The sequence below is a fragment of the Plantibacter sp. MMLR14_011 genome (assembly GCF_001865025.1).
GTDB classification, from domain to species: Bacteria; Actinomycetota; Actinomycetes; order Actinomycetales; family Microbacteriaceae; genus Plantibacter; species Plantibacter flavus_A.
This window is the reverse complement of the sequence record NZ_MJGW01000008.1, coordinates 251,160-263,497: the sequence shown is the minus strand read 5'-3', so window position 1 is coordinate 263,497 and position 12,338 is coordinate 251,160. Positions and strand designations below refer to the sequence as shown.

Below are 12,338 nucleotides of genomic sequence, written 5' to 3'. Positions count from 1 at the left end.
TCGAGCCTATCGATCGACAGCGGGTCCGGCCGACTCCGCAGGCTTGCGAAGGAGGGCGATGTACATGGCGTCGGTGCCCTGGCGGTGCGGCCAGAGCTGGACCGCGCCGCCGGGTGCCGCGGCGTCGAGCGGTTCGGTCGTGACCTGGTCGAGCACCGCGGAGGTGTCGAGCCGCTCCATCCCGGGATGGGCTCGCAGGGCGCTCTCCACGATCAGTGCCGTCTCGCCGACGTGCGGCGAACACGTCACGTACGCCACGATCCCGCCGGGAGCGAGCGCGGTGATGGCGGCATCGAGCAGTGAGCCCTGCAGACGGGTCAGCTCGGAGACGTCCTTCGGCGTCTTCCGCCACCGCGCCTCCGGTCGTCGTCGCAGCGCGCCGAGCCCGGTGCACGGGGCGTCGAGGAGGATGCGGTCGTAGGTCCCGGGATGCGCTGCCGCGAGTGTCGTGCCGTCGGCGGTCGAGACCGACACGTCGAGCGGGACACCTGCGAGGGCGCGCTCCACGAGACGGGCCCTGGCGGGGACCAGTTCGTTCGCGTCGAGGCGTGCCTCCCCGGCGAGGGCCTCGGCGGCCAGCAGCGCCGCCTTGCCCCCAGGCCCCGCACAGAGGTCGAGCCATCGCTCGCCGGACCGGACCGGTACCGCCCGCGTCAGCGCGAGCGCCGCGAGCTGCGAGCCCTCGTCCTGGACGCGGAGGCGCCCGCCGCCGGTCCCGACGAGTTGCACCGGGTCGCCGCCGGCGCTGCGGAAGCCGTACGGCGAGAACCGGTTGGGTTCGGCGTCCTCGGGCCGGTCGGCGAGCCCCGGGAGTGCGATGAGGTTCACCTGCGGGGCGAGGTTGTCCGCGGCCAGCGCATCCTCGAGTTCGTCGCCGCGGTCCTGCAGATCGAGCGCCTGTCTGATGGCCCGAACGACCCACGCCGGGTGTGCGGTGCTCACGGCCAGGCGATCGGTGTCGTTCGTGGCCTCAGCCAGCAGGATCCGCTCCCACTCGGCGGGTTCGGTCCGCGAGATGGAGCGGAGGACGCCGTTGGTGAAGCCGGCTGCGGACCGTGAACCCGCGGAGCGGGCGAGCTCGACCGACTCGTTCACGGCGGCGTGGCCTGGGACGCGCATGGAGAGCAGCTGATGGGCTCCGAGCCGCAGGACGTCGAGGATCGCGTCGTCGATCTCGGTCACGGGACGCTTGGCAGCGTGCGCGATGACCCGGTCGTAGTACCCGCGTCGGCGGAGGGTGCCGTACGTCAGTTCGGTCGCGAGGCCGGCGTCCGCCGGACTCAACTTCGCCTCGGCCAGCCGGTGCGGCAGGAGGAGGTTCGCGTAGGCGTCCGAGGTGCTGACGGCGTGGATGACGTCGAAGGCCACTCGGCGTGCCGGCTGCACGGTCGCCGAGTCACGCGGACGCGTGGGACGCTGGCGTCCTCGACGGGGTTCCACGTCGCGGGGCCGTCGGTCGCGGCGTCGCTGGCCCTCGGGCTGCTGGCCGCTCACGCGGTGACCAACCGATCGGTTCCCGTGGACGCACCGCGCCACCAGTCGGCGGCCGGCATCGCCGTCCGTCCCGCCGGCTGCACCTCCAGGAGTTGCAACGGGGTGTCCGCCGTGCCGACCAGGACGAGGCCGTCGACGGACACGATCGTCCCGGGCGCCGGCGGATCCGTCGGCAGGGTCGACACGGGGACGGCGCGGTGCACCTTCACCCGCGCCTCGTCGAGGACGGTGAACGCGCCCGGCTCGGGGGTGACCCCGCGGATCTGCGACCACACGTCGGCGACGGGGCGGTCCCAGACGATCCGGCCGTCCTGGCCGTCGAGCTTCGGCGCGAGGGACACCTCGCCCTGCTGCGGGGCCGCGACCGCGGTGCCGGCGGCGATGGCGGCGACGACCTCGGCAGTGAGCGGCGCGCCGAGCTCGGCGAGCCGGTCGAGGAGCTCCCCCGACGTCTCGCCCTCGGTGATCGGCGTCTCCACGGTGGCGAAGACGTCTCCGGCGTCAAGAGCCGGCACGAGCTGGAAGACCGACGCGCCGGTGACCGCGTCCCCGGCCATCACGGACCGCTGGACGGGCGCCGCGCCGCGCCAGGCCGGCAGCAACGAGAAGTGTAGATTGATCCAACCGTGTGCCGGCGCGGACAGGAGGGGTTCACGGACGAGCCCGCCGTACGCGACGATCACGCCGAGTTCCGCACGGAGCGCGACGATCCGCGCCGTCGCGTCGTCGTCGAGACGTGCAGCGCGGATGACCGGGAGCCCGAGCCGTTCGGCGGCCGCTGCCACCGGCGACGGGGTCAGGACCCGCTTGCGGCCGAGCGGGGCGTCGGGTCGGGTCACGACGGCCGCGATCTCGTGCCCGGCCGAGACGAGGGCGTCGAGCGTCGGGACGGCGACGGCGGGGGTGCCGGCGAAGACCAGCCTCATGCGGTTCGGACTTCGTGGACGGGGTGGATCATGACAGCATCTCCGGATCGTCGAATCGTACTCTGAGTGTAGGCGGGGCTTTCGGCGCCCGCCTGCCGGGGGTCGGCCGTCGACGCTTCGCCGCCTGCGCGACGACGGTCGCCCGCAACTGCTCGGCGACCGCCCTGGCATGGCCGTAGTCGACCCGCAGGATCGCGACGCTGTCGCCCGCCTCGTCGACGGTCGGGCCGAGCACGCGGCTCCGGTACTCGGCGGGCAGCGCGGCGAGAGCGGCGTCGACGGCGTCGCGGGTGCCGGTGAGGGTCGCGCTCCGGACCGCGGGAGGGAACCCGAGCTCTCGGCGCTCGGCGAGCTCCTCGCTCGCGAACCGCGGTTGCTGCCAGAGGGCGAAGGCGTTCGCCACGGGGGCCTCGACGCCGATCAGCAGCACCGGCGCGCGTGGAGCGGCCAGGGCTGCGGCGTTCGACCACCACCGTAGGCAGTCCTCGGCGACACGGAGTGACTCCCGCGCCAGCATGCGGTCGGCGTCGACCAGGAGGACGGCGGCATAGCCGCCCGCTGCGACGGGCTCCGCGCCTCGGGTCGCGATCACCAGCGCCGGCTCCGGACCGACGTCGAACTTGGGGGCGTCGCCGTCCGACACCACGACCCGGTACCGGGGGAACGCCCGGCCCAGTTCTTCGGCGGTCCGGCCGGTGCCGGCGGCCGTGACACGGAACGCGGTGTCGTGGCAGGTCTCGCACGACCACCCTGCCGCGAGGTGACCGCACCACCGGCAGGAGGGCTGCGAACGGGCTGTGGCGAGTTGGAGTGGACCGTGGCACACCGAGCAGTGGGCCCTCGTCCCGCACCGTCGACAGGCGAGGTGCGGCGCGTACCCCGGCCGCGCGACCTGGACCAGCACGGGTCCGTGATGCAGCGCCTCGTCGACTGCGCGCCAGGCGCTCGACGGTATCCTCGCCTGGCTCGTCATGGCGTCGTCGCCGCTCGCCCGGGACACGACGACTCTCGGGCGTATCGGCGGGGTCGGTGCGACCTCGCGCAGCCAGCCGAGTTCGACGAGTCGCTGCGCCTCGGTACTGCGTGAGTGCGCGGCGAAGACGAGGGCGGAGCCGCTCATCTCCTGCCGGGTCAACGCGACGTCGCGGGCGTGCACATAGGGGGCGAGCTGCTCCTGGTGGAGGGGGTCGCCGTCGTCCCAGAGGGCGATGAGTCCGAGGTCGTGCGCCGGTGCATAGACGGCCGACCGGTTGCCGACGACGATCCGGGGCACCGGATGCAGGCCGTCCAGGTAGGCGCGGTAGCGAGCAGCCGGGGTCTGCTTCGCATCAGCCCTCGCGACCGCGGCACCGACACCGAGGTCGTCGAGCGCCGCCAGGAGGTGTTCGACGTCCCGGTAGTCGGGGACGCACAGGATCGCACTCCTCCCCTCGGACAGCTGGTTCACGGCGAGAGCCGCCAGCGTGAACGACCAGTCCGGGAGCCACACGCCCGCGCTCGTCGCAGTCAGGGTGGGGATCGCGCTGATCGCGTACCGCTCCCCCAGCGCGAGACGGTCGAGGGTGCCGGGGGCGTACCCCGGGACGGTGCGCCGCTCGACCGACGGAGGTTCCGGCGGGGTCGCGGCGGTCCAGGTCTTCTCGACCCGGACCTGTCGCGGCGGGATGGCGAGACGCAGGACGTCCATGGCGCTGCCGGCGCTGCGGTCCGCGACACGGCGTGCGAGCGTCCACAGGCTCGGGGTCAGGACCGGCACCGACGAGACGACCGAGCTCAAGGGGCTGAGCGCTCCGCCGAACTCGCTCGAGTCGGCGAGGTCGACGATGAACCCGTTCGCCGACCGACCCGCCGAGCGCAGCGGGACCGAGACGCGCGCGCCGAGCACGGCGTCGTCAGCCAGTTCGTCGGGGATGGCGTAGTCGAACAGGTGGTCGAGCTGTGGCAACGGGGAGTCGAGCACCACCCTCGCGACCCTCGCGCCGACCACGGCTACAGCCCGGCTGCTGACCGCAACGCCTCCACCCGGTCGAGACGCTCCCACGTGAAGTCGGGGAGCTCGCGGCCGAAGTGCCCGTACGCCGCCGTGGCGGCGTAGATGGGGCGGATCAGGTCGAGGTCGGCGATGATCGCGGCCGGACGGAGGTCGAAGACGTCGCGGATCGCGCGCGTGATGTCGGCCTCCGGCACATGGGCCGTCCCGAAGGTCTCGACGTAGAGTCCGACCGGCGCTGCCTTGCCGATGGCGTAGGCGACCTGCACCTCGAGACGTTCGGCGAATCCGGCGGCGACCGCGTTCTTCGCCACCCAGCGCATGGCGTACGCGGCCGAGCGGTCCACCTTCGACGGGTCCTTCCCGCTGAAGGCCCCACCGCCGTGTCGAGCCGCTCCGCCGTAGGTGTCGATGATGATCTTGCGTCCGGTGAGCCCGGCGTCGCCCATCGGGCCACCGACGACGAAGATGCCGGTCGGGTTGATCAGGTGCGTCACGTTCGAGCTGTCGAGCTCGACCGTCGCGAGGACCGGTTCGATGACGTGACGCTGGACGTCGCGGCGCAGCTGCTCCGTGGAGACACCCGGATTGTGCTGCGTGGAGACCACGACCGTCTCCACGGTCTTCGGGAGGAAGCCGTCGTACCCGATGGTGACCTGGGTCTTGCCGTCCGGGCGCAGGTAGTCGAGCTGGCCGGACTTGCGTACCTCGGCGAGTCGCTCTGCGAGACGGTGCGCGATCCAGCTGGGCAGCGGCATGTACTGCGGCGTCTCGGTGGTCGCGAACCCGAACATGATGCCCTGGTCGCCGGCGCCCTGGAGGTCGTAGGCGTCGACGCTGGACTGCTCGCGGGACTCGAAGGCATGGTCGACTCCGGCGGCGATGTCGGCGGACTGCGAGCCGATCGACACGCTCACGCCGCAGGAGTCGCCGTCGAATCCGATGTCGGACGAGGTGTAGCCGATGGACCGGATGCGCTCGCGGACGATCGTCGGGATGTCGACGTAGCCGCTCGTGGAGACCTCACCGGCGACATGGACGAGCCCGGTGGTGACGAGCGTCTCGACGGCGACTCGACTGCGCGGATCCACCTCGAGGAGCGCGTCGAGGATGCTGTCCGAGATCTGGTCGCAGATCTTGTCGGGATGCCCCTCGGTCACGGATTCGGAGGTGAACAGGCGCAGCTCGGTCATGCGGTCTCCCGTCGGAAGTGGTGATGCGATGGTGGAGGGATCGGCCGTCGTGGTGTTCCGGGGCCCGACCGTTGATCACTCTAGTCGAGGCCTCGGACACGTCGTCCGCCTGTGACGCAGGGCGTCGCGGTGGTGGGAACGGGCCCGACACGACGAATCCGCCGGTCGTCTGGCGCCCGGCGGATTCGTCGTGGTGAAGCGTTATTCGGCGATCGGCTTGATCTGGAGCTTGTCCTCGTTGATCTCGTGCATCGCGATCGAGAGCGGCTTGTCCTCGACGGACGAGTCGACCAGCGGCCCGACGTTGTCGAACAGGCTGCCCTCGTGGAGGTCGGCGTAGTAGTCGTTGATCTGGCGCGCGCGCTTGGACGCGAAGATCACGAGTGCGTACTTGGACTCGACCTTGGTGAGCAGGGAGTCGATGGGCGGGTCGATGATGCCCTTGAGCTTGTCAGCCATGCAGGTTCACACTCCTCGTGTGGTTGTGTTCGGGGAAGATCGGATCGATGCGGGGTGCGCGTCGGACGTCAATCCCCGTGAATCTTCATCAAGTCTACGACCTCTTGGGCCGCGCGGGCCACGTCGTCGTTGACGACACGGTGGTCGAACTCGTCCGCGGCGGCCAGTTCGACCTTCGCAGTACGCAGTCGGCGCTCCCGTTCCTCCTCGTCCTCGGTGCCCCGTCCGACGAGTCGACGGACCAGTTCGTCCCAGCTCGGCGGCAGCAGGAACACCAGGGTCGCCTCCGGCATCGCCTCCCGGACCTGCCTGGCGCCCTGGATGTCGATCTCGAGCAGCGCGCTGTCGCCGGCTGCGAGCGCACGCTCGATCGGCTCGCGTGGCGTGCCGTAGCGGTACGCGTTGTGGACCGTGGCGTGCTCGAGCAGGCGGTCGCCCTCGATGAGGCCGTCGAACTCGTCGTCGGTCACGAAGTAGTAGTTCACCTCGTGCTGCTCCCCAGGCCGCGGCTTGCGCGTCGTGGCCGAGACGGAGAGGTGCACCTCCGGGTAGTGGTCGCGGATGTACGCGGCGACCGTCCCCTTGCCGACGGCCGTCGGACCGGCGAGCACGACGAGTCGGCTGCGCGCCGTGCCCGGGTAGCGCTCTGCGATGAAGGCGCGGAGGCGATCCCGCTGCAGTCGACCGAGACCGCCGAGGCGCTTGACCGAGGAGATACCGAGCGATTCGAGGATCCGCCCGAGTTTGGTGACGCCGACACTCGGGATGCTGAGGAGGTACTCGGTGATGCGGATGCCGCCCTCGATGCCGTCCGGATCGGCGGTCGCGGCGTCGAGCACCTCCAACGGGGTGCGGGCGCCGGAGGCGATGGAGGCCTTGACGGTCGCGCGGGCGCGACGTTTGCGAACGGCCTCACGTGACGCGGCGGCCCGGTCGACCTCCGGCATGTTCCTGCTGGGCTGGTCCTGCTCCTGGTCAACCACGGGCGCTCCTCACGGCTGCGACGGAACGTTCGACGGCGTCCGCGATCCCCGAGGGTCCGGCGGCGAGGATGCTCCGGGACTCGGAGACGATGACGCCCGGCGCGAGGTCGCCGTAGATGGATCCGAGGTCGGCGACCGCGGCTCCCTGGTGGCCGAAGCCGGGTGCCAGGATCGGGAGCGTGGTCGTCGGCGGTACCGCCGTCAGGCCGAACTCCTCGAGACGGAGCGTGGCACCGATGACCGCACCGATCGAACCGGTCGACCCGGGGTGGTGCCGTGCGTTCCAGTGGTCGATCTCGTCGAGCATCGACGCCGCGACGGTGAGGCCGGTGCTGTCCTCGGCGAGCTGGACGTCGCGACCCTCTGGGTTCGAGGTCGCCGTCAGCACGAACAGGCCCTTGCCGTGCTGCTCGGCGAGCTCGAGTGCCGGGTGCAGTGAGCCGAAGCCGAGATAGGGGTTCACGGTGAGGGCGTCGACCTCCAGCGGTGAACCGGGGGTCAGCCACGCCTCGGCATAGCCCTCCATGCTCGTCCCGATCTCGCCGCGCTTGGCGTCGCCGATCACGAGGAGCCCGGCGTCGCGTGCCGCTGCGAGGACCCCTTCGAGGGCGATGTACCCGGCCGACCCGAACCGTTCGAAGAACGCCACCTGCGGCTTGACGATCCCGGCGCGACCGGCTGCGGCTTCGACGACGGCGAGGCCGAAGGCCCCCGCGCCGGCGGCGGTGTCGGGCAGGCCCCACGCCTCGAGCAGGAAGCGGTGCGGATCGATGCCGACGCAGAGTCGGCCCGACCGGACGAAGACCTCGTCCAGCCGGGTTCCGAAGGAAGCCGTCACGAGCGCGCAGCCCGATCGAGTGCGTACTCCTGGAGGGAGCGGACCTCGAAGCCACCGCCGAGCGCCTCGAAGGAGCCGACCGCGGCGGTGAGCTGCGCGATCGTCGTGAAGAGCGGCTTGTCGGCCGCGACGGCGGCCGCGCGGATCTCGTAGCCGTCCGCGCGAGCCGACCGGCCACTCGGGGTGTTGATGACCATGTCGACCTCGTCGCGGTTGATCAGGTCGACGATCGAGTCGTCCTCGCCCGCGGCCGTGGTCTCGCTGTACTTGCGCACCGTCCGGGCACTGATGCCGTTCCGGTTCAGCACTTCGGCCGTGCCGTCGGTCGCGAGGATGTCGAACCCGAGCTGCTGGAGGCGCAGCACCGGCAGGATGATCGAGCGCTTGTCGCGGTCGGAGACCGAGACGAACACCGTTCCGCTCGACGGCAAGCCGCCGTAGGCCGCCTCCTGGCTCTTCGCGAACGCGCGCGGGAAGTCCTTGTCGATGCCCATCACCTCGCCGGTGGAGCGCATCTCCGGGCCGAGCACGCTGTCGACGATCTGGCCGTCCTTCGTGCGGAAGCGCTTGAAGGGCAGCACGGCCTCCTTGACCGACACCGGGGAGTCGATCGGGACGCGGGATCCGTCGACCGGGGGCAGGAGCCCCGAGTCCCTGAGCTCGGCGACCGTCGCGCCGGTCATGATGAGCGAAGCGGCCTTGGCCAGCGGGATGCCGAGCGCCTTCGACACGAACGGCACCGTGCGGGACGCACGCGGGTTCGCCTCGATGACGTAGAGGATGCCGGCGCCGATCGCGAACTGGACGTTCAGGAGACCACGCACGCCGATCCCCTGGGCGATCGCGAGCGTCGCATTCCGCACGCGGTCGATCTCGGCGCGACCGAGCGAGACGGGCGGCAGGGTGCAGCTCGAGTCGCCCGAGTGGATACCGGCCTCCTCGATGTGCTCCATGACGCCGCCGATGTAGAGCTCCTCGCCGTCGAACAGGGCGTCGACGTCGATCTCGATCGCGTCGTCGAGGAAGTGGTCGACGAGCAGCGGCTGGGCCGGGCCCACGATGCCCTGGTCCTCGATGCGCACGAAATAGTCCGTGAGCGAGGCGCTGTCGTAGATGATCTCCATGCCGCGTCCGCCGAGCACGAAGCTCGGGCGGACGAGGACCGGGTAGCCGATCTCCTCGGCGACGCGCAGCGCACCCTCGATCTCCACCGCGGTGCCGTTCTTCGGTGCGACGAGGCCGGCGGCGTCCAGGATCTCCTGGAACTGGCCGCGCTCCTCGGCGAGGTCGATGGCGGTCGGCGTGGTGCCGAGGATCGGGACGCCTGCGGCCTCCAGACCCTTCGCGAGCCCGAGCGCCGTCTGGCCGCCGAGCTGGACGACGACACCGACGAGTTCGCCCGACTCGCTCTCGGCGTGGATGACCTCGAGGACGTCCTCGAGCGTGAGCGGCTCGAAGTAGAGCCGGTCGCTCGTGTCGTAGTCCGTCGAGACGGTCTCCGGGTTGCAGTTGATCATGATCGTCTCGAAACCGGCGGCCTGCAGCGCGAAGGACGCGTGCACGCAGGAATAGTCGAACTCGATGCCCTGGCCGATGCGGTTCGGGCCGGACCCGAGGATGACCACCTTGCGGCGGTCGCTCGCGACCACCTCGGTCTCCGTGTCGTAGCTCGAGTAGTGGTACGGGGTGAGGGCCGGGAACTCGCCGGCGCACGTGTCGACCGTCTTGTAGACCGGGCGGACACCCAGGATGTGGCGGACCTCACGCACCTCCTGCTCGCCGAACCCGCGCAGCTGACCGATCTGCGCGTCCGAGAAGCCGTGGTTCTTCGCGGTCCGGAGCACCTCGGTGTCGAGGCGGTCCGCCGCGGCGATCCAGTCGGCGACGTCGTTGATGAGGACGATCTGGTCGATGAACCACGGGTCGATCTTGGTGGCCTCGAAGACCTGCTCGGCGGTGGCACCCTTGCGGAGCGCCTGCTGCACGACGACGATGCGGCCGTCGGTCGGGGTCTTCATGACCTCGAGCAGCTCTTCGACGCTGCGGGACTCATCGCTCCAGTGGAAGCTGGAACCGCGCTTCTCGAGCGACCGCAGCGCCTTCTGCAGGGCGGTGGCGTAGTTGCGTCCGATCGCCATCGCCTCACCCACCGACTTCATGGTGGTCGTGAGCGTCGGGTCGGCGGCGGGGAACTTCTCGAACGCGAAGCGCGGGACCTTCACGACGACGTAGTCGAGCGTGGGCTCGAAGCTCGCGGGCGTGACCTTCGTGATGTCGTTCGGGATCTCGTCGAGTCGGTACCCGATGGCCAGCTTCGCCGCGATCTTCGCGATCGGGAAGCCGGTCGCCTTCGAGGCGAGGGCACTCGAGCGCGAGACGCGCGGGTTCATCTCGATGACGATGATGCGGCCGTCGGCCGGGTCGACCGCGAACTGGATGTTGCAGCCGCCGGTGTCGACGCCGACCGCGCGGATGATGTCGATGCCGATGTCGCGGAGCTTCTGGTACTCGCGGTCCGTCAGCGTCAGGGCGGGGGCCACCGTGATGGAGTCCCCGGTGTGCACGCCGACCGGGTCGACGTTCTCGATCGAGCAGACGACGACGGTGTTGTCGGCCGTGTCGCGCATGAGCTCGAGCTCGTACTCCTTCCAGCCGAGGATCGACTCCTCGAGGAGCACCTCGGTGGTCGGGCTCTGGTGGAGGCCGTCACCGACGATCCGGCGCAGTTCCGCCTCGGTGTACGCGAAACCTGAGCCGAGACCGCCCATAGTGAACGAGGGGCGGACGACCAGCGGGTAGCCGAGGTCCTCGGCGTAGCCGACGGCCTCCTCGACCGTGTGGGCGATGTACGAGCGGGCCACGTCCGCGCCCGCATCGAGCACGAGCTGCTTGAAGATCTGGCGGTCCTCGCCCTTGTTGATCGCCTCGAAGTTCGCGCCGATGAGCTCGACGTCGTACTTCTCGAGGATGCCGTGCTCGTGCAGCTGGATCGCGGCGTTCAACGCCGTCTGGCCCCCGAGGGTCGGCAGGATCGCGTCGGGCTTCTCCTTCGCGATGATCGTCTCGATGACCTGCCAGGTGATCGGCTCCACGTAGGTCGCGTCGGCGAAGTCGGGGTCGGTCATGATGGTCGCCGGGTTCGAGTTGACGAGGATGACGCGGACGCCCTCCTCGCGCAGCACGCGGCATGCCTGGGTGCCCGAGTAGTCGAACTCGGCGGCCTGCCCGATGACGATCGGCCCGGAGCCGATGACGAGGACGCTGTTGATGTCGTCGCGCTTGGGCACTAGTTGTTCTCCTTGGTGCTGGAAGTGGTGGCGTGGCCGGTCACGAGGTCGCGGAACCGGTCGAACAGGTAGACCGCGTCGTGCGGACCCGAGGCGGACTCGGGGTGGTACTGGACCGAGAACGCGGGGATGTCGATGCAGTTGATGCCCTCGACGACCTCGTCGTTCAGGCTGTAGTGGCTGACCTCCGCGAGGCCGAACCCGGCGGGCGTCTCGTGGCGGCCCTCGATCGGCAGGTCCACCGCGAAGCCGTGGTTCTGCGAGGTGATCTCCACCCGACCGGTCGCCTTGTCGAGGACCGGCTGGTTGATCCCGCGGTGGCCGAACGGCAGCTTGTAGGTGTCGAATCCGAGCGCGCGGCCGAGCAGCTGGTTGCCGAAGCAGATGCCGAAGTACGGGACGCCCGCGCGGAGCACGTCCTGCAGGAGGGCGACGTGCGCGTCGCTCGCAGCCGGGTCGCCGGGTCCGTTGGAGAAGAACAGGGCGGACGGTTCGAGCGCGAGGACTTCGGCCGAGGTCACCGACTGCGGCAGCACCACGACGTCGAAGCCGCGAGCGGCGAGGTGGTTGAGCGTCGACGTCTTGACGCCGAGGTCGAGGACCGCGACGGAACCGACGCGCTCCCCCACCGCCGGCACGGTGTACTGCTCGGTCGTGGAGACCTGGCTCGACAGGTTCAGACCGGCCATCTGCGCGCCGGCGCGGACGAGACTGAGCTGTTCGGCGCCGGACAACTCGAAGTCCTCACCGGAGAACACGCCGCCGCGCATGGAACCGGCGGAACGGATGTGCCTCGTCACCGCGCGGGTGTCGATGCCGCTGATGCCCACGACGCCGTCCTGGACGAGTTCGTCGTCGAGCGAGCGGTCCGCTCGGAAGTTGGAGACGACGCGCGACGCGTCGCGCACCACGTATCCGGCGACCCAGACACGGGCGGACTCCATGTCCTCGCGGTTGACGCCGGTGTTGCCGATGTGGGGCGCGGTCATCAGGACGATCTGTCCGGCGTAGGACGGGTCGGTCAGCGTCTCCTGGTAGCCGGTCATGCCGGTGGCGAAGACGACCTCGCCGAGCGTGCGGCCGGTCGCGCCGTAGGCGTGGCCGACGTAGCGGTTGCCGTCCTCGAGGACGAGTACCGCTGGACTGGGTGGGGTGAAGGAGGTCATGG

General features: G+C 70.4%; 9 protein-coding genes. All 9 read right to left on the bottom strand.

The annotated features are described in order from the left end of the window. Nucleotides 1-6: 6 nt before the first annotated feature. On the bottom strand, nucleotides 7-1,494 hold the full coding sequence (locus tag BIU99_RS05670; RefSeq protein WP_083397209.1) for a transcription antitermination factor NusB: 1,488 nt from the start codon (nucleotides 1,492-1,494) through the stop codon (nucleotides 7-9). Continuing rightward, nucleotides 1,491-2,420 carry a methionyl-tRNA formyltransferase gene (fmt, locus tag BIU99_RS05665; protein WP_071260170.1) on the bottom strand — a complete coding sequence of 310 codons (930 nt, stop codon included), beginning with the start codon at nucleotides 2,418-2,420 and terminating at the stop codon, nucleotides 1,491-1,493. Before fmt ends, BIU99_RS05670 begins: the two co-directional genes overlap by 4 nt. Nucleotides 2,421-2,448: 28 nt before the next feature. After that, nucleotides 2,449-4,383 (bottom strand): primosomal protein N', encoded by a 1,935-nt coding sequence (locus tag BIU99_RS05660; protein ID WP_254773579.1) that lies wholly within the window; start codon nucleotides 4,381-4,383, stop codon nucleotides 2,449-2,451. A 26-nt stretch (nucleotides 4,384-4,409) separates the two neighbouring features. Further along, nucleotides 4,410-5,603 carry a methionine adenosyltransferase gene (gene metK / locus BIU99_RS05655; RefSeq protein ID WP_064293843.1) on the bottom strand — a complete coding sequence of 398 codons (1,194 nt, stop codon included), beginning with the start codon at nucleotides 5,601-5,603 and terminating at the stop codon, nucleotides 4,410-4,412. A gap of 201 nt (nucleotides 5,604-5,804) precedes the next feature. Then, nucleotides 5,805-6,062, bottom strand: coding sequence for a DNA-directed RNA polymerase subunit omega (gene rpoZ / locus BIU99_RS05650; protein WP_056005756.1), 258 nt, complete (start codon nucleotides 6,060-6,062; stop codon nucleotides 5,805-5,807). A gap of 68 nt (nucleotides 6,063-6,130) precedes the next feature. Further along, nucleotides 6,131-7,009 carry a guanylate kinase gene (gene gmk / locus BIU99_RS05645; protein ID WP_064293842.1) on the bottom strand — a complete coding sequence of 293 codons (879 nt, stop codon included), beginning with the start codon at nucleotides 7,007-7,009 and terminating at the stop codon, nucleotides 6,131-6,133. A 28-nt stretch (nucleotides 7,010-7,037) separates the two neighbouring features. Further along, nucleotides 7,038-7,883, bottom strand: a complete 846-nt coding sequence (pyrF, locus tag BIU99_RS05640) for an orotidine-5'-phosphate decarboxylase (RefSeq protein ID WP_082915829.1) — start codon at nucleotides 7,881-7,883, stop codon at nucleotides 7,038-7,040. After that, complete coding sequence (carB, locus tag BIU99_RS05635; protein ID WP_064293841.1) at nucleotides 7,880-11,170, bottom strand: carbamoyl-phosphate synthase large subunit; 3,291 nt, start codon at nucleotides 11,168-11,170, stop codon at nucleotides 7,880-7,882. The genes pyrF and carB overlap by 4 nt, the downstream gene beginning before the upstream one ends. Further along, nucleotides 11,170-12,336: a glutamine-hydrolyzing carbamoyl-phosphate synthase small subunit gene (gene carA / locus BIU99_RS05630; protein ID WP_064293840.1), complete on the bottom strand. Its 1,167-nt coding sequence runs from the start codon at nucleotides 12,334-12,336 to the stop codon at nucleotides 11,170-11,172. The genes carB and carA overlap by 1 nt, the downstream gene beginning before the upstream one ends. Nucleotides 12,337-12,338: the final 2 nt, after the last annotated feature.

Bases quoted from the DNA above. Each gene is read 5' to 3' on its own strand.
- gmk (WP_064293842.1), bottom strand. From the start codon at position 7,009: ATGCCGGAGGTCGACCGGGCCGCCGCGTCACGTGAGGCCGTTCGCAAA.
- carA (WP_064293840.1), bottom strand. From the start codon at position 12,336: ATGACCTCCTTCACCCCACCCAGTCCAGCGGTACTCGTCCTCGAGGAC.
- fmt (WP_071260170.1), bottom strand. From the start codon at position 2,420: ATGAGGCTGGTCTTCGCCGGCACCCCCGCCGTCGCCGTCCCGACGCTC.
- metK (WP_064293843.1), bottom strand. From the start codon at position 5,603: ATGACCGAGCTGCGCCTGTTCACCTCCGAATCCGTGACCGAGGGGCAT.
- rpoZ (WP_056005756.1), bottom strand. From the start codon at position 6,062: ATGGCTGACAAGCTCAAGGGCATCATCGACCCGCCCATCGACTCCCTG.